Genomic DNA, 25,230 nt, shown 5'->3' on the forward strand with positions numbered 1-25,230 from the left:
TGTGCCCGTGTTTAAACCACGACCTCCAACGCGGACTGCTGACCGCTGCCAAACGTCAAATACTCAACCAACCCCGCCAACGGCAACGGCTTGCTGATCAGATACCCCTGCACCTGATTACACCCAAACCCGCGCAGCAGACTCAGCTGCTCCGGCGTTTCCACACCTTCGGCGACCACTTCGAGGTTGAGGTTGTGTGCCAGGTTGATCATCGCATGCACCAGTTTGCGATTTTCTTCGCGCTGCTCCATGCCGCCGACAAAGCTTTTGTCGATCTTCAGCAAGGCAATCGGCAGGCTGTTGAGGTGCACGAACGAAGAGAATCCGGTGCCGAAGTCGTCCAGGGAGAAGCGTACGCCCAGCCTCCCCAGGGCATCCATGGTCTGTTTCACCAGATCGCTGCGGCGCATCACCGCGGTTTCGGTCAGTTCGAACTCCAGCCACTGCGCCTCGACGCCGCGCTCGGCAATCAGCCGGCTCAGGGTCGACAGCAATTGGCTGTCCTGAAACTGTCGGAACGACAGGTTGATCGCCATGTGCAGCGCCGGCAAACCCCGTTCGCGCAGCGCCTGCATGTCCCGCAAAGCGCGGGAAATCACCCAGTAACCCAGGGGCACGATCAAACCGCTTTGCTCGGCCAGTGGCACGAATTCGCTCGGTGGCAGCAAGCCGCGTTCAGTATGACGCCAGCGCACCAGGGCTTCGAGGCCGACGATTTGCCCGTCCTCGAGGTTCAGCCGTGGCTGGTAATGCAACTCCAGCTCATCGCGACGCAAGGCCCGGCGCAGCTCACTTTCGAGATCAGCCATGCTGCGGGCATTGCGATTGATGCGTTCGTTGAAGATGTGAAAGGTGCAGCCCTGTGTGCTCTTGGCCTGCTGCATGGCAATGTGCGCGTGCCACATCAGCGGGTCGGCGCCGGCCTGGGCCCGGGCGTGGGCAATACCGAGACTGGAACCGATCAGCAGGCTTTCGCCGTCGACCCAATAGGGCTCGGCCAGCGCTTCGGTGATGCGTTCGGCCATCCACTCGGCGCGTTCGGGGGCGCGTCGGGTGTCGATCAACAAGGCGAATTCATCGCTACCCAACCGGGCCAGCCGGTCGCAGGCTTCGAGTTGGCTTTTGAGCCGAGCGACCACTTGCAGGATCAATCGGTCGCCGGCCTGATGGCCGAGGGAGTCGTTGGCATGACGGAAATTGTCGAGGTCGAGGTGGCCGAGCGCCAGGCCGCGGCCTTCATTTTCCGCCAGCCGCGCTGCCAGCAAGGTCTGGAAGCCCTGGCGGTTGGCGATGCCGGTCAACGGGTCTTGCTCGGCCAGGCGCCGCAGCGTGTTTTCCAGCACACCGCGCTCACGCACGTGGCGCAGGCAACGGCGCAGCATGCCCGGATCGAGCAGATCGCGCACCAGCCAGTCGCTCACGCCATCGGGCGGCGACAACGGCTCATGCTCGAGCAGCAAAACCGTCGGCAGGTTGCAACGACCCGGCAGCGGCTGAAGTGCCGGGATCGTCAATAACACCGCACTGCGGCTGTCATCGAACAGACGGCTGACCGACTCCCAGCTTGGCGCACTGATCAGCACGGCCGTGCCTCCCATCGGAGCCAGACACTCGCGCAACAACGCCGCCCACCCTGGCTCTTCGGCCAGCAGCAGCAAACGCAAGGGTTCGACAGGCGTAGACAAGCTGGCTCCCCAGACTCTGCAGTGATGTAGGCGGCGGGCATTATGCAGCGCCGGTTACCAATGACCAAATGACATCTGTTGTCACACGCGGCCAAGAATTCGAATTTCGAACATTAGTCGCAAATTCCGCGCGCATCCTGCGTGAAAGTAACAAAACCAGCAATTGGAGAAAGCGTGCTGCGTCACAAGTCGGAGAGAGCAGCACAATTCGCTGAGCCTGTTAAAATGCCGGCCCATTTCGCAAACGACTCCCTGATTTCGTATGTCCCGACTCAATCCCCGGCAGCAAGAAGCCGTGAGCTACGTCGGCGGCCCTCTTTTGGTGCTCGCCGGCGCAGGCTCCGGCAAGACCAGCGTGATCACGCGCAAGATTGCCCACTTGATCCAGAACTGCGGCATTCGCGCCCAGTACATCGTCGCCATGACCTTTACCAACAAGGCCGCGCGCGAGATGAAAGAACGGGTCGGCACCCTGCTCAAGGGCGGCGAAGGCCGCGGCCTGACGGTGTGCACCTTTCACAACCTGGGCCTGAACATCATCCGCAAGGAACATGTTCGCCTGGGTTACAAGCCGGGCTTTTCGATCTTTGACGAGACCGACGTCAAAGCCTTGATGACCGACATCATGCAGAAGGAATACTCGGGCGATGACGGTGTCGACGAGATCAAGAACATGATCGGCTCCTGGAAAAACGACCTGATCCTGCCGCCCGAAGCCCTGGAAAATGCGCGCAACCCCAAGGAGCAGACCGCCGCCATCGTTTATACCCACTATCAGCGCACGCTCAAGGCGTTCAACGCGGTGGACTTCGACGACCTGATCCTGCTGCCGGTAAAACTCTTCCAGGAACACGCCGATATCCTGGAAAAATGGCAGAACAAAGTCCGGTACCTGCTGGTGGACGAATACCAGGACACCAACGCCAGCCAATATTTGCTGGTGAAGCTGCTGATCGGCACCCGTAATCAGTTCACCGTGGTCGGCGACGACGACCAGTCGATCTACGCCTGGCGCGGCGCTCGCCCGGAAAACCTGATGCTGCTCAAGGACGATTACCCGTCCCTGAAAGTCGTCATGCTCGAGCAGAACTATCGCTCCACCAGCCGTATCCTGCGCTGCGCCAACGTGCTGATCTCGAACAACCCGCACGAATTCGAAAAGCAGCTGTGGAGTGAAATGGGTCACGGCGACGAGATCCGGGTGATCCGCTGCCGCAACGAAGACGCCGAAGCCGAGCGCGTGGCCGTGGAAATCCTCAGCCTGCACTTGCGCACCGATCGGCCTTACAGCGATTTCGCTATCCTGTATCGCGGTAACTACCAGGCCAAGTTGATCGAGCTGAAGCTGCAGCATCACCAGGTTCCTTATCGTTTGTCCGGCGGCAACAGCTTTTTCGGACGTCAGGAAGTCAAAGACCTGATGGCTTACTTCCGCCTGATCGTGAACCCGGATGACGACAACGCCTTCCTGCGGGTGATCAACGTCCCACGCCGGGAAATCGGTTCGACTACGCTGGAAAAGCTGGGCAACTACGCCACCGAACGAAAAATCTCGATGTACGCCGCCACCGACGAAATCGGCCTGGGCGAACACCTGGATGCCCGTTTCACCGATCGCCTGTCGCGGTTCAAGCGTTTCATGGACAGAGTTCGCGAGCAGTGCGCCGGTGAAGACCCGATCTCGGCGCTGCGCAGCATGGTCATGGACATCGACTATGAGAATTGGCTGCGCACCAACAGCTCCAGCGACAAGGCCGCCGATTACCGCATGGGTAACGTGTGGTTCCTGATCGAGGCGTTGAAGAACACGCTGGAGAAAGACGAAGAAGGCGAGATGACTGTCGAAGACGCCATCGGCAAACTCGTGCTGCGCGACATGCTGGAACGTCAGCAGGAAGAGGAAGACGGCGCCGAAGGTGTGCAGATGATGACCTTGCACGCCTCCAAGGGCCTGGAGTTTCCCTACGTGTTCATTATGGGCATGGAGGAGGAAATCCTCCCGCACCGCTCCAGCATCGAAGCCGACACCATCGAGGAAGAACGCCGCCTGGCCTACGTCGGGATTACCCGTGCGCGTCAGACCCTGGCCTTCACCTTCGCCGCCAAGCGCAAGCAATACGGCGAGATAATCGACTGCGCACCGAGCCGTTTCCTCGATGAATTGCCGCCGGACGACCTGGCCTGGGAAGGCAACGACGACACGCCGACCGAAGTGAAGGCCGTGCGCGGCAATACGGCATTGGCGGATATACGCGCAATGTTAAAGCGCTAGAATTGACTACTTTTTAACCAAACAATTTTTACGAGCCAGGCGCCCGTTGCGCCAACAGAGGACGCCGTTGTGGAAGCACTGCACAAGAAAATTCGCGAAGAAGGCATCGTGCTGTCCGATCAGGTCCTGAAAGTCGACGCCTTTCTGAACCATCAGATCGATCCGGCGCTGATGAAGCTGATCGGCGACGAATTCGCCTCGCTGTTCAAGGATTCGGGCATCACCAAGATCGTCACCATCGAAGCCTCGGGCATTGCGCCGGCGATCATGACCGGTCTGAACCTCGGGGTGCCGGTGATTTTCGCGCGCAAACATCAGTCCCTGACCCTGACCGAAAACCTGCTGTCGGCGACCGTCTACTCGTTCACCAAGCAGACTGAAAGCACCGTGGCGATCTCCCCGCGCCACCTGACCAGCAGCGACCGCGTGCTGATCATCGATGACTTTTTGGCCAACGGTAAGGCGTCGCAAGCGCTGATTTCGATCATCAAACAGGCCGGCGCAACCGTGGCGGGCCTGGGAATCGTGATCGAGAAGTCGTTCCAGGGTGGGCGTGCGGAGCTGGATGCGCAGGGTTACCGCGTTGAATCCCTGGCTCGCGTGCAGTCGCTCAAAGATGGCGTTGTGACCTTCATCGAGTAAATCAGCTGCACCGCTGTACCTGTGGGAGCGGGCTTGCCCGCGATGGCGGTGTAACAGCCAACATGGATGTTGAATGTTTTTACCCCATCGCGGGCAAGCCCGCTCCCACAGGGATCTTCAGTGTGGCTAAAGTTGCGCGGTGGCTTTGAGGCCGGTGAGCAGCAATCGCTGGAACAAATCCTCTTTCAGCCCTTGCGGGTCAGTCAGTTGCATTCGCTGCAGATGCTCGGGATAAGTCGAAGGCTCCGGCGCATCCAGCGCAGCCTTACCCAATTCCAGAATCTCCGTGAGCTTGAACTTGCTCTTCAACCAGTTCAGCGCCCGCAACACATCCCGCTCCACCCCGGTGAAATCACACCCCAGCGGATACTCCGGGAACAGATTCGGATGCTGCGCCTGAATCGCCTGCAATCGCTGAGGATTGTTATCCGCAAACCGTGGATCGAGGCGGAAGTCTTTCGGTAATTTGCCAACGCTCTGCGCCTGCTCGATCAACCCTGGCTGAAAGCGTGAGTCGCTGATGTTCAGCAATGCCTCGATGACTGCCTCATCCGTCTTGCCGCGCAAATCGGCGATGCCATATTCGGTCACCACGATGTCCCGCAGGTGCCGCGGGATCGTGCAATGGCCGTATTCCCAGACGATGTTCGAACTGACGTCACCCCCCGACTCGCGCCAACTGCGCAGTAGCAGCACCGAACGCGCGCCTTCCAGCGCATGGCCCTGGGCGACAAAGTTGTACTGCCCGCCAACACCGCTGAGCACCCGCCCGTCTTCCAGCTGATCCGCCACACCAGCACCCAACAGGGTCATGGTGAACACGGTATTGATAAAGCGCGCATCCAGGCGCTGCAGGCGCTTGAGCTCTTCCTGACCATAGAGCTCATTGATGTAGCTGATGCGGGTCATGTTGAATTCGAGTCGCTTGCTCTGGGGCAACTCGCGCAAGCGCTCATAAAAACGGCGGGGCCCGAGGAAAAAGCCACCGTGCACCGAAATACCGTCGGTTTGCGCGGCTTCGTCGAGAGTCCCGGCATTGGCCTGTTGTTGGGTCGGCACGTCCGGGTAGACCTTGCGCCGCACGATCCCGGCATCAGCCAGCACCAGCAAGCCGTTGGCGAACATTTCGCTGCAGCCGTAAAGGCCCTTGGCGAAGGGTTCGACGCCGCCTTCGCGATCGATCAGTTGCGCCCACTGGCTGAGATTGATGTCCGCGAGCAAGGCCTTGTAGCCGTCACTGTCGGCTTGCCGCGCCAACAACGCGGCGGTCAGGGCATCGCCCATGGCGCCGATACCGATCTGCAAGGTGCCGCCATCGCGCACCAGCGTGCTGGCGTGCAGTCCAATGAAATGATCCTGAAACCCCACCGGCATGTTCGGCGTGGAGAACAGCGTCGTGCTGTCTTTCTCGTCAATCAACAGGTCGAAGGCATCGATACCCATTTCCGCGTCGCCGGGCATGTACGGCAAGTCGTTGTGCACCTGGCCCAATAGCAGGATCGTCTCCCCCGCAGCACGGCGTTTGGCGATCATCGGCAACAGGTCGAGGGTGATGTCCGGGTTACAGCTCAGGCTCAGGCGGTCGGGGTGCTCGCTGTGACTCGCCACCAGCTGCGCCACCAGGTTCAAGCCCGCGGCGTTGATGTCCCGGGCGGCGTGACTGTAGTTGCTGCTGACGTAATCGCGCTGCGCCGGTGCACTGTTGAGCAGGCTGCCGGGCTGCAGGAAGAATTGCTGGATACGAATGTTGGGCGGCAGGTTGTCCTGGTGCAGGCCCGCAAGGAAATCCAGTTCCGGATAGTCGCCGAAAACCCGTTCGATGAAGGGTTCCAGGAAGCGCTTTTGCAGGCCGTCGCCTAACGCAGGGCGGCCGAGGCACAGGGCGGTGTAAATGGTCAGCTGCCGTTCGGGCAGTTGCGCAATGCGTTGAAACAGCGCGTTGACGAAGTGGTTGGGTTTGCCCAGGCCGAGGGGCAACCCCATATGGATGTGCGCTGGCAATCGTGCCAAAACATCATCGACCGCCTGCTCGATAGAACACAGCTGCACCATCTGATCCTCCCTTACGCTCCGTGAATGGGGTTGGACCGGGCTTGCCGGGCCTTTGCTGCAAAGAATAGTCCCAAGGGCAAATCGCAGGCACAAAAAAGCCGCTCGCGAGCGGCATGATGTCCACTGTAGGAGCGAGCTTGCTCGCGATGGTCGGTAACGATGACGCGTGTTAACTGGTTAACCGCGGCGGTCTTGAGTCCATCGCGAGCAAGCTCGCTCCTACAATTCGTTTGTAAGCGGCTTTTTTGCGAATGATGAAGCCTTACTTCAGGCCGGACATCTTCTGGATGGCGCCCTTGAGGTCGTCATCGGAGCAATCGGCGCAGGTGCCTTTAGGCGGCATCGCGTTGATCCCGGAGATCGCCTTTGCCAGCAAACCATCAAGACCGCCTTCCTTCTTGGCGCGCTCGCCCCAAGCGGCAGCGTCACCCACTTTCGGCGCGCCCAACAGGCCAGTGCCGTGGCAAGCATTGCAATGTTTCGCAATCACCGAGTCTGGAGTCTTGGCATCACCGCCACCCGCAGAAGCGGCCACTTCCATCCCCTTGCACTCTTGACCTTGTACACAGACTTTGCCGACTGGCTCAAGGCGTTTTGCAATGTCATCGTTCGTCGCAGCTTGAGCGCTGACTGCCCATAGGGCCAATACGGTTGCTGGTGCAGCCAGCATTTTCATAATTAGATTCACGCGTTCACCCTCAATGGTGGCTAGTCACGCCCACGGCCACGGTTCGCAGGCGGGCGCAAGTATAACGGTAAGCCCGCCACACTGAAACAACCCCAAAGTCGAAGGGGTCTTGTTGTGCAACGGAAAAACAGTCCGGGCACCTGCGCCATGCTGGCAGGGCGCCTCTTTTGTCAAAAATTCGCGGGTGTCGCTGCGCTGATTAGTCGCGCCGGTGCATCGAACGGATTGCGGAAACGATGCGGCTTGGTGCTTTCAAAGTAGTAGCTATCGCCGGCTTCGAGCACAAAAGTTTCCAGCCCGACCACCAGTTCCAGTCTTCCTTCGAGCAAAATCCCGGTTTCCTCGCCCTCGTGGGTGAGCATCTCTTCACCGGTGTCGGCGCCTGGCGGGTAGATTTCATTGAGGAAGGCGATAGCCCGGCTGGGGTGAGCCCGGCCGACCAGTTTCATGGTCACGGCACCATCGGAAATGTCGATCAGCTCGTTGGCCTTGTAGACGATCTGAGTCGGTTTTTCCTGCAGGATCTCTTCGGAAAAGAACTCGACCATGGACATGGGGATCCCGCCCAACACTTTCCGCAGCGAACTGATCGAGGGGCTGACGCTGTTCTTCTCGATCATCGAAATGGTGCTGTTGGTGACGCCCGCCCGTTTGGCGAGTTCACGCTGGGAAAGGCCTTTGAGCTTACGGATGGATTGCAGTCGTTCACCGACGTCCAAGCTTGCGCCTCCAAGGATTCAGGTTGTTGGAATATTGAGCGTTATCATGGCGACAGCGTTCAGTATTTACAACACTTGGGCCTGAATCCTGTTCGGCGAGGCGACTTTCGGTCCGGGGTGCCTTGGGTCAAGCCCCGGAATAGAGCTTCGGCACCCGGCGCAAGTTGCAGAAAATCTGGTAAGGAATCGTGTCGGCGGCCTTGGCCACGTCACTGGCGAGGATGTTTTTGCCCCACAATTCCACGGTCGAACCGAGGCCGGCTTGCGGGACATCGGTCAAATCGATGCAAAGCATGTCCATCGACACCCGCCCGATCAATTGGCTGCGCTGGCCGGCGACCATCACCGGGGTCCCGGTCGGCGCCTGACGCGGATAACCGTCGGCGTAACCCATGGCCACTACACCAACGCGCATCGGCTTGGGCGTGACAAATTTCGCGCCGTAACCGATCGGCTCGCCGGCTGGGAGCTCACGCACACAAATCACCTTCGATTCGAGGGTCATCACCGGTTGCAGGCGTGATGCCACGGCATTGGCTTCTTCAAACGGTGTCGCGCCGTAGAGCATGATGCCCGGACGCACCCAATCACTTGGAATCTGCGGCCAACCCAGCACCGCCGGCGAGTTGCGCAGGCTGACCTCGGCGGACAAGCCCTGACGTGCCGCTTCAAAGACGGCCACTTGCTCGGCACTGGATTGACTGTGCAGCTCATCGGCGCGGGCAAAGTGACTCATCAGCACGATCTTCGCGACCTTGCCGCTTGCCAGCAACCGTTGATAGGCCGCCTGGTAATCCTTGGGATGCAGGCCGACCCGGTGCATGCCCGAGTCAAGCTTGAGCCAGACCGTGATCGGCTTGCTCAATGCGGCCTTCTCGATGGCGTCAAGCTGCCACAGCGAATGCACCACGCACCAGAAATCATGCTCGACGATCAGCGACAGCTCATCGGCTTCGAAAAAACCTTCGAGCAGCAACACCGGCGCACGAATGCCAGCGGCGCGCAGCTCCAGAGCCTCTTCGATGCAGGCCACGGCGAACCCGTCCGCCTCGGCTTCCAGTGCCTGGGCGCAACGCACGGCGCCATGGCCATAGGCATCGGCCTTGATCACAGCGAGGGCCTTGGACCCCGTGACTTCACGGGCGATCTGGTAATTGTGACGCAGGGCTTGAAGGTCGATCAGGGCACGGGCAGGACGCATGGCGGCAGACTTCTGGTCGGTCAATGGAAATAAAAACCGGCGCTGCTGAGGGCATAAGCCGCCTACAGCGCCGGGAGAGGGATAGTTCTGAATGACTTATCCAAGAGCCATTACGGCAGAGCGGCTACAACCGACAGCTCCACCAGGATCTCCGGTTCGCACAGCTTCGATTCAACCGTAGCGCGAGCCGGTGCGACGCCTTTTGGCAGCCACTTGTCCCAGACCGCATTCATGCCTTCGAAGTGCGCATCAATGTCTTTCATGTAAATCGTCACCGACAACAGACGGCTCTTGTCGGTCCCGGCCAAGTCCAGCAAACGCTCGATGTTGGCGAGGGTTTCACGGGTCTGCTGTTCAATCCCGGCACTCATGTCGTCGCCGACTTGCCCTGCCAGATAAACGGTGCCGCTGTGGACAACGATCTGGCTCATGCGCTCATTGGTGAGCTGGCGCTGGATTGACATGTTTTGCGGACTCCTGGGTTTTGCTTCCATAACGGGAAATATCGAGGCCTTCGGCGCTGATCTGCGGCGTTTTCTTCGCCATCAGGTCAGCCAGCAAGCGACCGGAGCCGCACGCCATGGTCCAACCGAGCGTACCGTGACCGGTGTTCAGGAACAGGTTCTTGAACGGTGTGGCGCCAACGATCGGCGTGCCGTCCGGTGTGGTCGGACGCAGACCGGTCCAGAAACTCGCCTGGGTCAGATCGCCGCCCTGAGGATAAAGGTCGTTGACGATCATCTCCAGGGTTTCGCGCCGGCGCGGGTTTAGCGACAGGTCAAAACCGGCGATTTCAGCCATGCCGCCCACGCGGATACGGTTGTCGAAGCGGGTGATCGCGACCTTGTAAGTCTCATCGAGGATAGTCGATGTCGGGGCCATCGCCGGATTGGTGATCGGTACGGTCAGCGAATAACCCTTGAGCGGATACACCGGCGCCTTGATGCCCAGCGGCTTGAGCAGTTGCGGCGAGTAGCTGCCGAGGGCCAGGACGTAGCGGTCAGCGGTTTCCAGCTTGCCGTCGATCCAGACCCCGTTGATGCGGTCGCCGGCGTAGTCCAGGCGTTGAATGTCCTGGTCGAAGCGGAATTCCACACCCAGTTTGGTAGCCATTTCGACCAGGCGGGTGGTGAACATCTGGCAGTCGCCAGTCTGGTCGTTCGGCAGGCGCAGAGCACCGGCGAGGATATTGGTGACGCTGGCCAGCGCCGGCTCGACGCGGGCAATGCCGGCGCGGTCGAGCAGTTCGAACGGCACGCCGGACTCTTTCAGCACGGCAATGTCTTTCCAGGCGCCGTCGAGTTGAGCCTGGGTACGGAACAGTTGAGTGGTACCGAGGCTGCGGCCTTCGTAGGCAATGCCGGTTTCGGCGCGCAATTCGTCGAGGCAGTCACGGCTGTACTCGGACAGACGGACCATGCGTTCTTTGTTCACCGCATAACGGCTGGCGGTGCAGTTACGCAGCATCTGCGCCATCCACAGGTATTGGTCGATGTTGGCGGTGGCCTTGATTGCCAACGGTGCGTGACGCTGCAGCAGCCACTTGATGGCCTTGAGCGGCACACCTGGCGCTGCCCACGGCGAGGCATAACCCGGCGACACCTGCCCGGCGTTGGCGAAACTGGTCTCCATGGCCGCAGCCGGCTGACGGTCCACCACCACCACTTCAAATCCGGCACGGGCCAGATAATAAGCACTGGTGGTACCGATGACGCCGCTACCCAAGACCATAACGCGCATTTTCATATCCCTCATCGCGGCTTGCCGCTGACGTTTGTTGTTCAGACCGTTGATGTGGGCAGTGTAAAAAAGATTAGCCAGTGCTTTTCACTGTATAAATGCCTATATTTGGCGACAATTCTCGGCAAAAATCCTTTTCACGGAGGCGCATCCCCTATGCGTACCAACACTCAGACCAAACGTGAGCTGGACAAGATCGACCGCAACATCCTGCGGATCCTGCAAGCGGACGGGCGCATTTCCTTCACCGAGCTGGGGGAAAAGGTCGGGCTCTCGACCACGCCCTGTACCGAGCGGGTCCGGCGGCTGGAGCGCGAGGGGATCATCATGGGCTACAACGCCCGGCTCAATCCGCAGCACCTCAAGGGGAGTCTGCTGGTGTTCGTCGAAATCAGCCTCGACTACAAATCCGGCGACACTTTCGAGGAGTTCCGACGCGCGGTGCTGAAACTGCCCCACGTATTGGAGTGCCATTTGGTGTCAGGGGATTTCGACTATTTGGTGAAAGCGCGGATTTCCGAGATGGCTTCGTACCGCAAGTTGCTGGGGGATATCTTGCTCAAACTGCCCCATGTGCGGGAGTCCAAGAGCTATATCGTGATGGAAGAGGTTAAAGAGAGCTTGAATCTGCCGATTCCGGATTGAGGGTCTGACTCAGAGGGATTTGTTGCCTGAGCGGACGCTTTCGCGAGCAAGCCCGCTCCCACAATGGAATGCATTTCAACTGTGGGAGCGGGCTTGCTCGCGAATGAAGACGACTCGGTTTCCCCTTAGACAAGCACCTGCCGGGTCGACGCCATGTACTCATGAATCTGCTTCTCGACCCGCGGATGAATCAGCTCCACCGGCCCTCGCCCATTGGGGCAAGGCAAGGTCTTGGTAGTGCCGAACAGCCGACAGATCAACGGCCGCTCGTCATACACCGTGCAACCGTCGGGCCCCAGGTGCACGCAATTGAGCTCATCCATCGCCGCGTCCTGCTCGGCGCGGGTCTTGCGCGGCAGGCGGGACATTTCTTCCGGCGAGGTGGTCACCGGCCCACAGCAGTCATGGCAACCGGGCACGCACTCGAACGAGGGAATCTGCTGGCGCAGCGTGCGGATTTTCTGGCTGTTGCAGCTCATCGAAGCGTTGACCGAATGCGGAATAGACCGGGATTCTGACGCAAAAGCCGCAATCCAGACAGTCACAACCGACCAGTGTTGCCCGTACCGGAGGGTCAGGCTTATGCTCCGTCAAATTTTCTATACACCAGAATCGGGAACACGCACATGAATGCCCGTGCTCAGCAATCTGTCCCAGGCCATCAGCACACGGCTTCCTATTACGCCGCCAGCAGTCTGCCGCAGCCTGATCACCCGGTGCTGCAAGGCGACCTGGTGGCCGATGTGTGCGTGGTCGGCGGCGGGTTTTCCGGGTTGAACACGGCGCTCGAACTGGCCGCACGCGGCCTCAGCGTGGTGCTGCTCGAAGCCCACAAGATCGGCTGGGGCGCCAGCGGTCGCAATGGCGGGCAATTGATTCGCGGCGTTGGCCACGGTCTCGATCAATTCGCCAGCGTGATCGGTGCGGACGGCGTGCGTCAGATGAAACTCATGGGGCTGGAAGCGGTGGAAATCGTCCGACAGCGGGTCGAGCGTTTTCAGATCCCCTGCGACCTGACCTGGGGTTACTGCGATCTTGCCAACAAGCCGCGGGACCTGGAAGGCTTTGCCGAAGACGCCGAAGAATTGCGCGGCCTCGGCTACCGTTACGAAACCCGGTTGCTGCAAGCCAACGAAATGCACTCGGTTGTGGGCTCCGACCGTTACGTCGGCGGCCTGATCGACATGGGCTCGGGGCACTTGCATCCGCTCAACCTGGCCTTGGGCGAAGCGGCCGCCGCACAGCAATTGGGGGTGAAACTGTTCGAACGCTCGGCCGTCACCCGCATCGATTACGGCCCCGAGATCAAGGTCCATACCACCCAGGGCTCGGTTCGCGCCAAGACGCTGGTGCTGGGCTGCAACGCCTACCTCAATGATCTCAACCCTGAACTCAGCGGCAAGGTGCTGCCCGCCGGCAGCTACATCATCGCCACCGAACCCCTGAGCGAAGCACTGGCCCACTCACTGCTGCCGCAGAACATGGCGGTGTGTGATCAGCGAGTAGCGCTGGATTACTACCGACTCTCGGCGGATCGACGCTTGCTGTTCGGCGGCGCTTGTCATTATTCAGGTCGCGACCCGAAGGACATCGCCGCCTACATGCGGCCGAAGATGCTGGAGGTGTTCCCGCAACTGGCCGGGGTGAAGATCGACTATCAATGGGGCGGGATGATCGGCATCGGCGCCAATCGCCTGCCGCAGATTGGGCGGCTCAAGGATCAGCCGAATGTGTATTACGCCCAGGCTTATTCCGGCCATGGGGTGAATGCCACGCATTTGGCGGGCAAGTTGTTGGCTGAGGCGATCAGTGGGCAGCACAGTGGTGGGTTCGATCTGTTTGCCCAGGTGCCGCACATTACGTTTCCCGGCGGCAAGCATTTGCGCTCGCCGTTGTTGGCGTTGGGGATGTTGTGGCATCGGCTTAAGGAGTTGGTCTGAGGGGTTTGTTGCGTTTTTGCGGGCGCCTTCGCTGGCAAGCCAGCTCCCACAGGTATTGGCGGAGAACACAATTTTTGTGAACACCCGTGACCATTGTGGGAGCGGGCTTGCCCGCGATGGCATCCGAAAGAACACCACGGCACTCAAATCCGCCAAAACGGCTTAAGCCCCTCCTCCCGCGCCTGTTCGCAACTCAACCCCACATCCCTGAGCTGCTCCGGCGTCAGCGTAAGCAGCGCCCGGCGCGTGTGCAAACGATGCCAGAACAAGCCCCAGCGACCCAGGCCGGACGGTGCGTTGCGCAGTACCGCCCCGCATGCTCCGTTTTTTTGCCCTGCCACCAGTTCCTGACTGCGTAACGTCAGCCGCACATCGCTCAAGCCGTTCATGTTGATCGCTCCTGTTTACTTGGGTAGCCAGAGCTTTCATGATGCGTGGGCGGCGAAAAGCATTACAGATTCAACAGGAAACTATTAATTCCATACAGATTTGTTGATTTGCTCTCTGAATCATAATTTTGTGCCTCATCTGTATGGGTTTACCGAATGATCCACACCGAGACAGCGCCATGACCCTTTACGTCAACCTTGCCGAGTTGCTCGGCACTCGTATCGAGCAGGGCTTCTATCGCCCCGGCGACCGGCTGCCGTCGGTGCGGGCGTTGAGCGTCGAGCACGGCGTCAGCCTGAGCACCGTGCAGCAAGCCTATCGGGTGCTGGAAGACAGCGGCCTGGCGATGCCGAAACCCAAGTCAGGCTATTTCGTGCCGGTGAGTCGAGCGCTCCCGGAGCTGCCGGCGATTGGCCGCCCGGCGCAGCGGCCAGTGGATATTTCCCAGTGGGATCAGGTCCTGGAATTGATTCGCGCGGTGCCACGCAAGGACGTGGTGCAACTGGGTCGCGGCATGCCGGACATCACCACGCCGACCATGAAACCGTTGCTGCGCGGCCTGGCACGGATCAGCCGGCGGCAGGACATGCCCGGCCTGTATTACGACAATATCTACGGCACCCTCGAACTGCGCGAACAGATCGCCCGCCTGATGCTGGACTCCGGCTGCCAGTTGAGCGCCAGCGACCTGGTGGTCACCACCGGTTGCCACGAAGCGCTGTCCACCAGCATCCGGGCCATTTGCGAGCCGGGGGATATCGTGGCCGTGGATTCGCCAAGCTTTCACGGCGCCATGCAGACCCTCAAGGGCCTGGGCATGAAAGCCCTGGAAATCCCTACCGACCCGCTCACCGGGATCAGCCTCGACGCGCTGGAACTGGCACTGGAACAATGGCCGATCAAGGCCATACAGTTGACCCCAAACTGCAACAACCCGTTGGGCTACATCATGCCGGAACCGCGCAAACGCGCGTTGTTGAACCTGGCACAGCGCTTTGACGTGGCGATCATCGAGGATGATGTGTATGGCGAACTTTCCTACACCTATCCGCGACCGCGCACGATCAAGTCCTTCGACGAGGATGGTCGCGTCCTGCTCTGCAGCTCTTTTTCCAAGACGCTGGCACCGGGCCTGCGCATCGGCTGGGTGGCACCGGGCCGTTATCTGGAACGGGTGCTGCACATGAAATACATCAGCACCGGCTCCACGGCGCCGCAACCGCAGATCGCCATTGCCGAATTCCTCAAGGCTGGACACTTCGAACCGCATTTGCGGCGCATGCGCAGCCAATACCAACGCAATCGCGACGCCATGATCGACTGGGTCACCCGCTACTTTCCGGCGGGCACCCGAGCCAGTCGTCCGCAAGGCAGCTTCATGCTCTGGGTTGAACTGCCGGATGGCTTCGACACCCTGAAACTCAATCGCGCCTTGCACGACCAGGGCGTACAGATTGCGGTCGGCAGCATCTTTTCCGCCTCGGGCAAGTACCGCAATTGCCTGCGGATGAACTACGCTGCCAAACCAACACCACAGATTGAAGAAGCGGTACGCAAGGTCGGCGCTGCGGCAATCAGACTGCTGGCGGAAACAGACAGCTGCACCGACTGACCTTTCTTCGGGAATCGGCGTCCTATGCCGACAACGGCCGCCAATCGGAACAATCCTACGTGAGATCCAGACTGCCCCTGCTTGCGCTTCTCCTTCTCACTTCCTTGCTTGGCGGTTGCGCCAGCTTCGACGTTCAACGCGAACCGAGCCAGGCGCTGCCTGCCAGCGATTCGGCGTTCGGTCGCTCGATTCAAGCCCAGGCGGCTTCCCATGAAGGCAAATCCGGATTTCGCTTGCTGTCCAACAGCAGTGAAGCCTTCACTGCCCGCGCCGAACTGATTCGCAACGCCCAGAGCAGTCTCGATTTGCAGTACTACATTGTCCATGACGGGATCAGCACCCGGATGCTGGTGGACGAATTGCTCAAGGCTGCCGACCGCGGCGTGCGGGTGAGGATCCTGCTCGACGACACCACCAGCGACGGCCTCGACTGGACCATCGGCACGCTGGCAGCGCATCCGCAGATCGAGATCCGCCTGTTCAATCCACTGCACCTGGGCCGTGCCACGGGCGTGACGCGAGCCATGGGCAGGCTGTTCAACCTGTCGCTGCAACACCGTCGCATGCACAACAAATTATGGCTTGCGGACAACAGCGCGGCGATCGTGGGCGGGCGCAATTTGGGCGACGAGTATTTCGATGCCGAGCCTAACCTGAATTTTACCGACATCGACATGCTCGGCATCGGCCCGGTCGCCGAGCAACTCGGATACAGCTTCGATCAATACTGGAACAGCGCGCTGAGCAAACCGATCGATGAGTTTCTGTCGCACAAACCGACGCAAACGGATCTGCAGAACAGCCGCACCCGCCTGGACGAATCGCTGGAAGAAACGCGCAAACAGAATCATGCGCTGTATCAGCAACTGATGACCTTCACCACCAATCCACGGATGGATATCTGGCGACGCGAGTTGATCTGGGCCTGGAGCCAGGCACTGTGGGATGCACCCAGCAAAGTACTTTCGAAGGGTGAACCCGATCCACATTTGCTACTGACCACGCAATTGGCGCCCGAACTTACGGGTGTCAGCAAAGAGCTGATCATGATTTCGGCGTACTTCGTGCCCGGCCAGCCGGGAATGGTTTACCTCACCGGCCGGGCCGATGCCGGGGTGTCGGTGAGCATGCTGACCAACTCCCTTGAAGCCACCGACGTACCGGCCGTGCATGGCGGCTACGCACCTTATCGCAAGGCATTGCTGGAGCATGGGGTGAAGCTCTACGAGTTGCGTCGTCAGCCCGGCGAAGGTGGTGGCAGCGGGCCGGTATTTTACAGCCGCTCCTACCGGGGTTCCGATTCCAGCCTGCACAGCAAGGCCATTATTTTCGACCAGCAGAAATCGTTCATTGGCTCGTTCAATTTCGACCCGCGCTCTGTACTGTGGAACACAGAGGTTGGCGTACTGGTAGACAGCCCGGAACTCGCCGCGTACGTGCAGAGAGCGGCACTGGAGGGTATGGCGCCAACCCTGAGTTATCAGGTGAAGCTGGAAAATGATCGTGTCGTCTGGGTGACTGAAGACGACGGCAAAATGCATGTATTGACCAAAGAACCGGGGAGTTGGTGGCGGCGGTTCAATTCCTGGTTCAGTACCGCGGTCGGCCTGGAGCGCCTGTTGTAACCCTGTGGGAACGGTAGTGCGAAGCTCCCACAGGGTATGTGGCTGACTGGCAGTTTTGCGTCAAACGGGCTCGGCGACCGCGCCAAACGCCCCTTGCCGCGACAGCAGAATCACCAATCCGAACGCCCCGGCCGCCATCAACAGCGGCAAGGCGTGACCACTGATCCACTGGCTGCCGGCTCCGGCCGCCAACGGACCGATCAGGCAACCGATCCCCCACAGCTGCGCAATATGCGCATTGGCTCGCACCAACGCATCGTCGCGATAGCGCTCGCCGATCAGGATCAGGGACAAGGTGAACAGGCCGCCGGCACTGGCGCCGAACAATACCCACAACGGCCAGATCAGCAGCGTGTCGATCAATAATGGGATCGCCAGGCTCGATATCAGCAAAATGACCGCACAGCCGGTGAACAGCGTGCGCCGCGACAAGCGATCCGCCAGCGCCCCAATCGGCAACTGCAGCAAGGCATCACCCACCACCACGGTGCTGACCATCGCCAGGGCAATGTCGGTGGTGAACCCCTGACGCAGGCAGTACACCGGCAACAAGGTCAGGATCATCGCTTCAAACGCCGCAAACAATGACACCGCCCAGGCAATTGCCGGCAGGCCACGGCAAAAGCCCAGCAAGTCACTGAAGGTCACGCTGCAGGCTTCGCTGGTCGGTGCACCGCTGCGACCCAGCAATAGAAAGGGTGCTGCAATCAGCAAACCGACGCCGACCCAGAAACCGTAATCATGGTCGGTGCCCAGCACGCCCAGCAGCAACGGTCCGGCCAGTTGGCTCAATGCATAGCTGCTGCCGTAAAGCGCCACCAGTCGCCCGCGCCACTCTTCCAGCACAAGCTGGTTGATCCAGCTTTCCCCGAGGATGAAGACGAGAGTCAGGATCACCCCGATCATCAGCCGCAACACCAGCCAGACCGGATAGCTCGGCAGTAGCGCCAGCAAACCGATGGACAACGCCCCGGCCCACAGGCACAGGCGCATCAGGTTGGCCGTACCGAGACGGGCCGCCAGGTGGCTGGAGATCTTCGCACCCAACAGCACGCCAATGGCCGGCATCGAGGCCATGACACCAATGGCGAAAGAACCGTAACCCCAGCCTTCGAGGCGAAACGATACCAACGGCATGCTGACGCCCAGGGCCAGGCCGACACTCAAGACAGACGCCAACACGGCGAAATAAGTCGCCCAACGCATGTTCCACGCTCCTGTGGATATTATTTTTCACAGACGACACAAAACAAATGTGGGAGCGGGCTTGCTCGCGAAGAGGCCATCACATCCAACATCATCGTTGGCTGTTACGGCGCCTTCGCGATGTAGAAACGGACACATCCTTTACGACTGAAACCGGGGACATCCTTTACGTTTCTGTTGGCTTGAAAGGCGGCTCTCGCCGCTTTTCAGTCTGCCTAAAAGGTAGTTGCAAAGGTAAATATCCCACACATCATCGTCCACTTCCTTCAGTCCTAGCGCCTCACCTGCCAAAGATTCACTGACGAAAATCATTTTGCCTTTCCATTTCATCGATCCATTTTGTCGGATCATGCGGATCCTCATATCCGAAGCGTAATCAGCCTCAGGCACGCGTCCGTCGTACTGCCTTGGCGAAGGCTTATACAGATCCGCAGGAACCTTCATCTCTAAAGCCTTATGAGGTCTTACGTAATTGAACTCCTGTCGAAACTGTTCAAATGCCAACTGTTGTTCCACCAGATTACGTTCAGGCGCATGAAGTAATGCAGCCTTGAGCGTTCGATGCATGCGCTCATGACGGCCATTCTGGTCAGGCCGCCCCGGCTGGATTCGCTCAGGGTAGATCCCTAGGCGTATCCACCAAGCCGCCAGGCTGGATATGCGCGAAATGCCGGTGGAGGCAAAGGGGGAGCCGTTGTCTGTGCGAATCACATTAGGCAACCCGTACTCCCGAAACGCCCAGTCGAACCCTTCGCGAGCCCCGGCAACGCTGCTTTGCGCTCTGCACAGCAATAGAAATCGGCTGACGTGATCAGTAATGGTCAGTGGGTAACAACGTTGGCCGTTCTGAAGCGCGAAGTCACCTTTGAAATCCGCCGCCCATGTCTGATTAGGCGCAGTAGCGTCGCGCAGCGGATTTTTCCCCGCTGGCGGGCGATTGAGGAAACGACGTTTTTGCACCAGACCTGCTCGCTTAAGCCATTCGCCTGCCGTGCTGACTGTTGGCCAAGACAACTCTGGATGATCAATCTTAAGGTTATGCACCAGCTTCTCAGGTCCCCAGCTGTGATGCTCGCGCTTGTACGCGACTAGCAGCTCAAGCACCTCATCGCTGATTTTGAAAGGGCTCGTATGCGGACGCCGTGACAGTTCCTTGAGCCCATCAATGCCCTGTGTTTCGTAGCGCGCAAGCCATTTATCCAAAGTGGGTCGGCTGAGCCCGTAGTGACGGGCCAACTCGCTTTTGGAATAGCTGCCTTGCAGCCAGTCGCCTATGAGTTTGATTCGTTGATCCATTGGGGACTCTCGATTCCAGGGCATGGTCAGGCACCTCCTGACCGTATTTCATACCTGTAAACGATGTCTCCGGTTTAAAACGTAAAGGATGTCTCCGGTTTCTACCCGAGCAAGCCCGCTCCCACAAGGGATCTGCGTTGTTCAGGAGCCCGATTGACTACCGGGCTCCTTCACTGGCTTACAACTTGATCCAGGTCGCCTTCAGCTCGGTGTACTTGTCGAACGCGTGCAGCGACTTGTCGCGACCGTTGCCGGACTGCTTGAAGCCACCGAATGGCGCGGTCATGTCGCCGCCATCGTACTGGTTGACCCACACACTACCGGCGCGCAGTGCCTTGGCGGTCAGATGCGCCTTGGAAATATCCTTGGTCCACACCGCTGCGGCGAGGCCGTAAGGCGTGTCGTTGGCGATCTGAATAGCTTCCTCGGCGGTTTCAAACGCAATCACCGACAACACCGGACCAAAGATCTCTTCCTGAGCGATTTTCATCGCATTGCTGACGCCGTCGAAAATCGTCGGCTCAACGTAAGTGCCACCGGTTTCCTCGAGAATGCGCTTGCCGCCAGCCACCAGTTTAGCGCCGTCGGTGTGACCGGACTCGATGTAGGACAAGACGGTGTTCATCTGCTGGGTATCCACCAAAGCGCCAACATTGGTCGCCGGGTCCAGCGGGTTGCCCGGCTTCCAGGCTTTCAATGCCTCGATCACCAACGGCAGGAAAGTGTCCTTGATCGAACGCTCGACCAGCAGACGCGAACCGGCGGTGCAGACTTCGCCCTGGTTGAACGCAATGGCGCTGGCAGCCGATTCGGCGGCCGCTTGCAGGTCCGGCGCGTCGGCGAACACGATGTTCGGGCTTTTGCCGCCGGCTTCGAGCCAGACGCGCTTCATGTTCGATTCGCCGGAGTAAATCAGCAACTGCTTGGCGATCTTGGTCGAACCGGTGAACACCAGGGTGTCCACATCATTGTGCAGGGCCAGGGCCTTGCCGACGGTGTGACCGTAGCCCGGCAGGACGTTCAGCACCCCTTTCGGAATGCCGGCTTCGACGGCCAGCGCAGCGATGCGAATAGCGGTCAGCGGCGATTTTTCGGACGGTTTGAGGATCACCGAATTACCGGTGGACAGCGCCGGGCCGAGTTTCCAGCAGGCCATCATCAACGGGAAGTTCCATGGCACGATGGCGCCAACCACACCGACAGGCTCGCGAGTGACCAGGCCGAGCTGGTCGTGCGGAGTCGCGGCGACTTCGTCGTAGATCTTGTCGATGGCTTCACCGCTCCAGCTCAGGGCTTGCGCCGCGCCGGGAACGTCGATGTACAGGGAGTCGCTGATCGGCTTGCCCATGTCCAGGGTTTCAAGCAGCGCCAGCTCTTCGGCATGCTGCTTGAGCAGGCTGGCGAAGCGAATCATGGTGGCTTTGCGCTTGGTCGGTGCCAGGCGCGACCAGACGCCGGAATTGAACGTGGCGCGAGCGTTTTCAACAGCGCGCTGGGCGTCGGCGGCGTCACAGCTGGCGATCTTGCCCAGCAGACGGCCATCGACAGGGCTGATGCACTCGAAGGTCTCGCTGGAGACGGCATCGGTGTATTCGCCATTGATATAGGCACGGCCTTCGATCTTCAGATCGCGAGCCCGTTGCTCCCAATCGGCACGAGTCAGGGTGGTCATACGAGTGTCCTCCTCTTGTTGAATACGAGCACTGCGCGGTCTTCGCGGGTGCTGTCAGGAATTTCTGCCCGGCCAGCCTGCTTTTCGGCCCCAGGCAACTGCCACCCTAAACCAGCCACACCTCATGTTTCAATATATTTGACAAAAGGCCGGTAAACGGCCTTGCGATGTTCATTTTAATAAACATAGACTTTGGACTTTCCAACCACTCGCGCCGCAATCACGGGGGATTACAACAATGAGCATCCAGAACATCGTCGACTTCAGCCAGGCCGCTACCGATCCCGAGCGCTATCGGCCAGACCCGGCAAAAGTCCTCAAGGGCGATCCCGAGCAAGTGGTTTACAACCACTACAACAGCCCTTGCGGTCAGCTGAACGCTGGCGTTTGGGAAGGTGCAGTCGGTCAGTGGCATGTGAATTTCACCGAACACGAATATTGCGAGATCGTTCAGGGCGTTTCAGTGCTGCGCGACAACGACGGCAACAGCAAAACCGTGCGCGCGGGCGATCGCTTCGTCATACCAGCCGGGTTTAGGGGCACCTGGGAGGTGTTGGAGCCCTGCCGCAAGATCTACGTGGCGTTCGAACAAAAAGCCTGAGAGCGGGCGATTTAAGCCACCGAAAGCCCATCCCTGCCGATGGGCTTTTTATTGGCCGCGCGCTGGGCAAATATAGTGACACAGACCGACAGGTGATAAATGATCGGGGCTATTCCACTATTCCCCCACGCCATCCATGACGGATGACGGGAGCGCATCCGCTCTATCCAACGACCGCAAGGAAGCAATACATGAGCATCGATTTGCAACAACACCTGGACACCGCAAAGCAATACGTCGGCCAGCAATACTCCGAGGAGCTGCGTGCAGAACTCGCCAACAAGACCGGCCTGGCCGTACGACCGCGAGGCATCGGCTACATCATGACCAGAGACTACAACCCTGCACGTATCAATCTGCTGGTCGAAAACGAAATCATCACCCATGTCACCATGGGCAATTGATTTGGCAAGGAGGCACCATGCCTGACTATTCAGATCAATGTGACGTTTCGGTCGCCCAATACACCCTTGGTCAAAAATGCACGCCCGAGTTGCTCGATGAGGTTCGCGCCTTGGCCAATGGGGCTCCCGTGCGGGCCACTGGGCCAACGTATCCCTCGACTTTCGACCTGCGCCCGCGACGAATCAATCTGCACTCCAATGCCGACGGAATCATTGTCAGCATCAACTGCGGTTGATCCATCCCCGCACTGATGAAGCAACCTGCTTCACGCCCAACAAAAAAGGCCCGTATCTCGCGATACGGGCCTTTTTTGTAAGAGGGAAAATCAATTACTTGATTTTGCCTTCTTTGTAGATCACGTGCTTACGAACAACCGGATCAAATTTCTTGATCTCGATTTTGTCCGGGGTAGTGCGCTTGTTCTTGTCGGTAGTGTAGAAGTGACCAGTACCGGCGCTCGAAATCAAACGAATCAATTCACGCATGATTAGCTCCCTTAGATCTTGCCAGCGGCGCGGATTTCGGCCAGCACGACAGTGATGCCGCGCTTGTCGATGATACGCATGCCTTTGGCAGATACGCGCAGACGCACAAAACGTTTCTCTTCTTCAACCCAGAAGCGGTGATGCTGCAGGTTCGGCAGGAAACGACGACGGGTTTTGTTGTTTGCGTGGGAAATGTTATTCCCAGTCACCGGACCCTTACCGGTAACTTGACAGACTCTCGACATGCCTCAGCCCTCTAAAACCACATGCCCAACCCGGCATGGGTTGGCCGCTTAATCTCTCAGTCATTTGGCGCCAGGCGCCGCGTTTCTTTAGAGGTCTTACCGGCTACACCTACAGTGAAGGAACCGGGCCCCTAGAAAAGAGCGCTGCTTTATACCAGAAAGACTGAAGAGCAACAACATTCCGTGTGCGTTGAGTTGATAAAAACCGGTTTTTTCTGGCTCCGAACGCCCAAGACAAAGGCTGTCGTCGATAGCGACCACTCGTCGCAGAAAATCGGCAGAGCCACCAGCCCAGGGTTTTGCCAACCGCCGCACACTCCAATCAATCGCACATACTCCCCTTAAAATGAAAAAGGGGATAGTCATTTGCAAAAGAGCCCACTAGGGTAAGCCTTTTCCAGACTGCTCTTGCAGATGGGCCTTCGATCTGTAAAGGAATCCGACCATGCGCCTCGCTGCCCTACCGCTGTTGCTTGCCCCGCTTCTGCTGAGCCCACAGGCTATGGCGGCAGCCTTGAGTGTCTGCACCGAGGCCAGTCCTGAAGGCTTCGACGTGGTGCAATACAACTCGCTGACCACCACCAACGCCTCGGCCGATGTGCTGATGAACCGCCTGGTGGACTTCGACACCGCCAGTGGCAAAGTGGTCGCGGGCCTCGCGGACAGCTGGGAAGTCACCCCTGATGGCTTGACCTATGTCTTCAAGCTGCATCCAAAAGTGAAATTCCACCGGACCGAATACTTCAGCCCGACGCGCGACCTGACCGCCGAAGACGTGAAGTTCAGCTTCGACCGCATGCTCGACCCCGCCAATCCGTGGCACAAAGTGGCCCAGAGCGGCTTCCCCCATGCCCAGTCGATGCAGTTGCCTGCATTGATCAAGAAGATCGACGCGCTGGACCCATTGACCGTGCGCTTCACCCTCGATCATCCGGACTCGACCTTCCTTCCGACCTTGAGCATGGGATTCGCCTCGATCTATTCGGCCGAATACGCCGACAAACTGATGAAGGCAGGCAACCCGGAGAAGCTCAACAGCCAGCCGATCGGCACCGGCCCTTTCATCTTCACGCGCTTCCAGAAAGATGCCTCGATTCGCTATAAGGCGAACCCGGACTACTTCCGTGGCAAGCCCTCAGTGGACCCGCTGATCTTCGCCATCACTCCGGATGCCAACGTGCGCCTGCAGAAATTGCGCCGCAATGAGTGCCAGATCGCCCTGTCGCCCAAGCCTCTGGACGTACAATCGGCGTTGAAGGAACCCACATTGAAAGTGGAAAAGACTGACGCGTTCATGACCGCGTTCGTCGCCATCAACAGCCAGCATCCACCGCTGGACAAGCCTGAAGTGCGCCAGGCGATCAACCTCGCGTTCGACAAGGCCAACTACGTCAAGGCCGTGTTCGAAGACACCGCCGAGCCCGCCAATGGCCCCTACCCGCCGAACACCTGGAGTTACGCCAAAGGTTTGCCGGGCTACCCGCATGACGTCGAAAAAGCGCGGGCATTGATGGCCAAGGCCGGGCTCAAGGACGGTTTCAACACCACTATCTGGACCCGACCTTCGGGCAGCCTGCTCAACCCGAACCCGAGCCTCAGCGCTCAAATGCTGCAATCGGACCTCGCGCAGATCGGTATCCAGGCCGAGATTCGGGTGATCGAATGGGGCGAGTTGATTCGCCGCGCCAAGGCTGGTGAACACGACCTGCTTTTCATGGGCTGGGCCGGCGACAATGGGGACCCGGACAACTTCCTCACGCCACAGTTTTCCTGTGCCGCACTCAAGTCCGGCACCAACTTCGCCCGCTACTGCAACCAGGATCTGGACAAGCAGATCAGCGCCGGCAAAACCACCAGCGAACAAGGTGTGCGCACCAAGCTCTACGAACAGGCCCAGGCGCAGATCCAGCAGCAGGCGCTATGGCTGCCGCTGGCCCACCCGACGGCCTTTGCGCTGACACGCAAGGATGTCGAGGGGTACTCGGTCAGCCCATTTGGTCGCCAGGATTACTCGAAGGTCAGCCTCAAATAATCAGCGTCGCCACAAATCCTGTGGGAGCGGGCTTGCTCGCGAAGGGGGCGTGTCAGTCGACATCAATGTTGCCTGAC

24 protein-coding genes are annotated in these 25,230 nt (G+C 59.2%); 10 read left to right on the forward strand and 14 right to left on the reverse strand.

The features are described from left to right. Positions 1-11 precede the first annotated feature (11 nt). Positions 12-1,685 (reverse strand): putative bifunctional diguanylate cyclase/phosphodiesterase, encoded by a 1,674-nt coding sequence (locus PMA3_RS29380; RefSeq protein ID WP_064680416.1) that lies wholly within the window; start codon positions 1,683-1,685, stop codon positions 12-14. 262 nt (positions 1,686-1,947) lie between these two features. Between PMA3_RS29380 and rep the strand changes: the two genes are divergently transcribed. Together rep and PMA3_RS29390 are read left to right on the forward strand one after the other, a co-directional pair. Then, positions 1,948-3,957, forward strand: coding sequence for a DNA helicase Rep (gene rep / locus PMA3_RS29385; protein WP_064680417.1), 2,010 nt, complete (start codon positions 1,948-1,950; stop codon positions 3,955-3,957). A gap of 69 nt (positions 3,958-4,026) precedes the next feature. Further along, complete coding sequence (locus PMA3_RS29390; protein WP_018927509.1) at positions 4,027-4,599, forward strand: xanthine phosphoribosyltransferase; 573 nt, start codon at positions 4,027-4,029, stop codon at positions 4,597-4,599. A gap of 126 nt (positions 4,600-4,725) precedes the next feature. On the opposite strand, the gene PMA3_RS29395 is transcribed toward PMA3_RS29390, so the two are convergent. The 6 genes from PMA3_RS29395 to dadA form a co-directional block, all read right to left on the reverse strand. Continuing rightward, entirely contained in the window at positions 4,726-6,651 is a 1,926-nt protein-coding gene (locus tag PMA3_RS29395) for an acetyl-CoA hydrolase/transferase C-terminal domain-containing protein (protein ID WP_064680418.1), read from the reverse strand. A gap of 262 nt (positions 6,652-6,913) precedes the next feature. Further along, positions 6,914-7,339 carry a c-type cytochrome gene (locus tag PMA3_RS29400; protein ID WP_305881750.1) on the reverse strand — a complete coding sequence of 142 codons (426 nt, stop codon included), beginning with the start codon at positions 7,337-7,339 and terminating at the stop codon, positions 6,914-6,916. A gap of 170 nt (positions 7,340-7,509) precedes the next feature. After that, positions 7,510-8,058 (reverse strand): cupin domain-containing protein, encoded by a 549-nt coding sequence (locus PMA3_RS29405; protein WP_064680419.1) that lies wholly within the window; start codon positions 8,056-8,058, stop codon positions 7,510-7,512. Between the two features lie 127 nt (positions 8,059-8,185). Further along, complete coding sequence (alr, locus tag PMA3_RS29410; RefSeq protein WP_064680420.1) at positions 8,186-9,259, reverse strand: alanine racemase; 1,074 nt, start codon at positions 9,257-9,259, stop codon at positions 8,186-8,188. 110 nt (positions 9,260-9,369) lie between these two features. Continuing rightward, positions 9,370-9,723: a RidA family protein gene (locus tag PMA3_RS29415; protein ID WP_064680421.1), complete on the reverse strand. Its 354-nt coding sequence runs from the start codon at positions 9,721-9,723 to the stop codon at positions 9,370-9,372. Next, positions 9,695-10,999, reverse strand: coding sequence for a D-amino acid dehydrogenase (dadA, locus tag PMA3_RS29420; protein ID WP_064680827.1), 1,305 nt, complete (start codon positions 10,997-10,999; stop codon positions 9,695-9,697). The genes PMA3_RS29415 and dadA overlap by 29 nt, the downstream gene beginning before the upstream one ends. A gap of 156 nt (positions 11,000-11,155) precedes the next feature. Between dadA and PMA3_RS29425 the strand changes: the two genes are divergently transcribed. After that, positions 11,156-11,644 carry an Lrp/AsnC ligand binding domain-containing protein gene (locus PMA3_RS29425; RefSeq protein ID WP_003206849.1) on the forward strand — a complete coding sequence of 163 codons (489 nt, stop codon included), beginning with the start codon at positions 11,156-11,158 and terminating at the stop codon, positions 11,642-11,644. A gap of 125 nt (positions 11,645-11,769) precedes the next feature. Here PMA3_RS29425 and PMA3_RS29430 read toward each other — a convergent pair whose 3' ends face one another. Beyond that, positions 11,770-12,123, reverse strand: a complete 354-nt coding sequence (locus PMA3_RS29430; protein WP_064680422.1) for a YkgJ family cysteine cluster protein — start codon at positions 12,121-12,123, stop codon at positions 11,770-11,772. Between the two features lie 147 nt (positions 12,124-12,270). Here PMA3_RS29430 and PMA3_RS29435 point away from each other — a divergent pair, with 147 nt between their 5' ends. Continuing rightward, entirely contained in the window at positions 12,271-13,584 is a 1,314-nt protein-coding gene (locus tag PMA3_RS29435; RefSeq protein ID WP_064680423.1) for an NAD(P)/FAD-dependent oxidoreductase, read from the forward strand. 143 nt (positions 13,585-13,727) lie between these two features. On the opposite strand, the gene PMA3_RS29440 is transcribed toward PMA3_RS29435, so the two are convergent. Then, entirely contained in the window at positions 13,728-13,973 is a 246-nt protein-coding gene (locus PMA3_RS29440) for a DUF1127 domain-containing protein (protein WP_064680424.1), read from the reverse strand. Positions 13,974-14,152: 179 nt separating this feature from the next. Here PMA3_RS29440 and PMA3_RS29445 point away from each other — a divergent pair, with 179 nt between their 5' ends. Together PMA3_RS29445 and PMA3_RS29450 are read left to right on the forward strand one after the other, a co-directional pair. Continuing rightward, the gene (locus PMA3_RS29445) at positions 14,153-15,586 is read left to right on the forward strand and encodes an aminotransferase-like domain-containing protein (RefSeq protein ID WP_064680425.1); all 1,434 of its coding nucleotides are present in this window, start codon (positions 14,153-14,155) and stop codon (positions 15,584-15,586) included. 59 nt (positions 15,587-15,645) lie between these two features. After that, a complete protein-coding gene (locus PMA3_RS29450; protein WP_064680426.1) occupies positions 15,646-17,211 on the forward strand; it encodes a phospholipase D family protein in 1,566 nt (521 codons plus the stop codon). Between the two features lie 60 nt (positions 17,212-17,271). Here the strand turns inward: PMA3_RS29450 and PMA3_RS29455 are convergent, their stop codons facing one another. The 3 genes from PMA3_RS29455 to PMA3_RS29465 form a co-directional block, all read right to left on the reverse strand. Continuing rightward, complete coding sequence (locus PMA3_RS29455; protein ID WP_064680427.1) at positions 17,272-18,417, reverse strand: MFS transporter; 1,146 nt, start codon at positions 18,415-18,417, stop codon at positions 17,272-17,274. Between the two features lie 141 nt (positions 18,418-18,558). After that, the gene (locus tag PMA3_RS29460; RefSeq protein ID WP_064675632.1) at positions 18,559-19,737 is read right to left on the reverse strand and encodes an integrase core domain-containing protein; all 1,179 of its coding nucleotides are present in this window, start codon (positions 19,735-19,737) and stop codon (positions 18,559-18,561) included. Positions 19,738-19,891: 154 nt separating this feature from the next. Beyond that, positions 19,892-21,385: an aldehyde dehydrogenase gene (locus PMA3_RS29465; RefSeq protein ID WP_064680428.1), complete on the reverse strand. Its 1,494-nt coding sequence runs from the start codon at positions 21,383-21,385 to the stop codon at positions 19,892-19,894. Between the two features lie 238 nt (positions 21,386-21,623). Here PMA3_RS29465 and PMA3_RS29470 point away from each other — a divergent pair, with 238 nt between their 5' ends. The 3 genes from PMA3_RS29470 (at position 21,624) to PMA3_RS29480 (ending at position 22,626) form a co-directional block, all read left to right on the forward strand. Then, complete coding sequence (locus PMA3_RS29470) at positions 21,624-21,986, forward strand: cupin domain-containing protein (RefSeq protein ID WP_064680429.1); 363 nt, start codon at positions 21,624-21,626, stop codon at positions 21,984-21,986. A 191-nt stretch (positions 21,987-22,177) separates the two neighbouring features. Further along, the gene (locus PMA3_RS29475; protein WP_064680430.1) at positions 22,178-22,390 is read left to right on the forward strand and encodes an I78 family peptidase inhibitor; all 213 of its coding nucleotides are present in this window, start codon (positions 22,178-22,180) and stop codon (positions 22,388-22,390) included. A gap of 17 nt (positions 22,391-22,407) precedes the next feature. Then, positions 22,408-22,626, forward strand: a complete 219-nt coding sequence (locus PMA3_RS29480; RefSeq protein WP_064680431.1) for an I78 family peptidase inhibitor — start codon at positions 22,408-22,410, stop codon at positions 22,624-22,626. A 94-nt stretch (positions 22,627-22,720) separates the two neighbouring features. Here the strand turns inward: PMA3_RS29480 and rpmG are convergent, their stop codons facing one another. Both rpmG and rpmB read right to left on the reverse strand, forming a co-directional pair. Beyond that, positions 22,721-22,876 (reverse strand): 50S ribosomal protein L33, encoded by a 156-nt coding sequence (rpmG, locus tag PMA3_RS29485; RefSeq protein WP_007894709.1) that lies wholly within the window; start codon positions 22,874-22,876, stop codon positions 22,721-22,723. A gap of 11 nt (positions 22,877-22,887) precedes the next feature. Continuing rightward, positions 22,888-23,121, reverse strand: coding sequence for a 50S ribosomal protein L28 (rpmB, locus tag PMA3_RS29490; RefSeq protein WP_003176907.1), 234 nt, complete (start codon positions 23,119-23,121; stop codon positions 22,888-22,890). Positions 23,122-23,566: 445 nt separating this feature from the next. Here rpmB and PMA3_RS29495 point away from each other — a divergent pair, with 445 nt between their 5' ends. After that, on the forward strand, positions 23,567-25,153 hold the full coding sequence (locus tag PMA3_RS29495) for an ABC transporter substrate-binding protein (RefSeq protein ID WP_064680432.1): 1,587 nt from the start codon (positions 23,567-23,569) through the stop codon (positions 25,151-25,153). Positions 25,154-25,230 lie beyond the last annotated feature (77 nt).

The organism is Pseudomonas silesiensis (assembly GCF_001661075.1).
Taxonomy (GTDB): Bacteria; Pseudomonadota; Gammaproteobacteria; order Pseudomonadales; family Pseudomonadaceae; genus Aquipseudomonas; species Aquipseudomonas silesiensis.

Coding starts and splice junctions, on each gene's coding strand:
- rep (WP_064680417.1), top strand. CDS start 1,948: ATGTCCCGACTCAATCCCCGGCAGCAAGAAGCCGTGAGCTACGTCGGC.
- PMA3_RS29395 (WP_064680418.1), bottom strand. CDS start 6,651: ATGGTGCAGCTGTGTTCTATCGAGCAGGCGGTCGATGATGTTTTGGCA.
- alr (WP_064680420.1), bottom strand. CDS start 9,259: ATGCGTCCTGCCCGTGCCCTGATCGACCTTCAAGCCCTGCGTCACAAT.
- PMA3_RS29415 (WP_064680421.1), bottom strand. CDS start 9,723: ATGTCAATCCAGCGCCAGCTCACCAATGAGCGCATGAGCCAGATCGTT.
- dadA (WP_064680827.1), bottom strand. CDS start 10,999: ATGCGCGTTATGGTCTTGGGTAGCGGCGTCATCGGTACCACCAGTGCT.
- PMA3_RS29425 (WP_003206849.1), top strand. CDS start 11,156: ATGCGTACCAACACTCAGACCAAACGTGAGCTGGACAAGATCGACCGC.
- PMA3_RS29430 (WP_064680422.1), bottom strand. CDS start 12,123: ATGAGCTGCAACAGCCAGAAAATCCGCACGCTGCGCCAGCAGATTCCC.
- PMA3_RS29435 (WP_064680423.1), top strand. CDS start 12,271: ATGAATGCCCGTGCTCAGCAATCTGTCCCAGGCCATCAGCACACGGCT.
- PMA3_RS29440 (WP_064680424.1), bottom strand. CDS start 13,973: ATGAACGGCTTGAGCGATGTGCGGCTGACGTTACGCAGTCAGGAACTG.
- PMA3_RS29445 (WP_064680425.1), top strand. CDS start 14,153: ATGACCCTTTACGTCAACCTTGCCGAGTTGCTCGGCACTCGTATCGAG.
- PMA3_RS29455 (WP_064680427.1), bottom strand. CDS start 18,417: ATGCGTTGGGCGACTTATTTCGCCGTGTTGGCGTCTGTCTTGAGTGTC.
- PMA3_RS29460 (WP_064675632.1), bottom strand. CDS start 19,737: ATGCCCTGGAATCGAGAGTCCCCAATGGATCAACGAATCAAACTCATA.
- PMA3_RS29465 (WP_064680428.1), bottom strand. CDS start 21,385: ATGACCACCCTGACTCGTGCCGATTGGGAGCAACGGGCTCGCGATCTG.
- PMA3_RS29470 (WP_064680429.1), top strand. CDS start 21,624: ATGAGCATCCAGAACATCGTCGACTTCAGCCAGGCCGCTACCGATCCC.
- PMA3_RS29475 (WP_064680430.1), top strand. CDS start 22,178: ATGAGCATCGATTTGCAACAACACCTGGACACCGCAAAGCAATACGTC.
- PMA3_RS29480 (WP_064680431.1), top strand. CDS start 22,408: ATGCCTGACTATTCAGATCAATGTGACGTTTCGGTCGCCCAATACACC.
- rpmG (WP_007894709.1), bottom strand. CDS start 22,876: ATGCGTGAATTGATTCGTTTGATTTCGAGCGCCGGTACTGGTCACTTC.
- rpmB (WP_003176907.1), bottom strand. CDS start 23,121: ATGTCGAGAGTCTGTCAAGTTACCGGTAAGGGTCCGGTGACTGGGAAT.
- PMA3_RS29495 (WP_064680432.1), top strand. CDS start 23,567: ATGCGCCTCGCTGCCCTACCGCTGTTGCTTGCCCCGCTTCTGCTGAGC.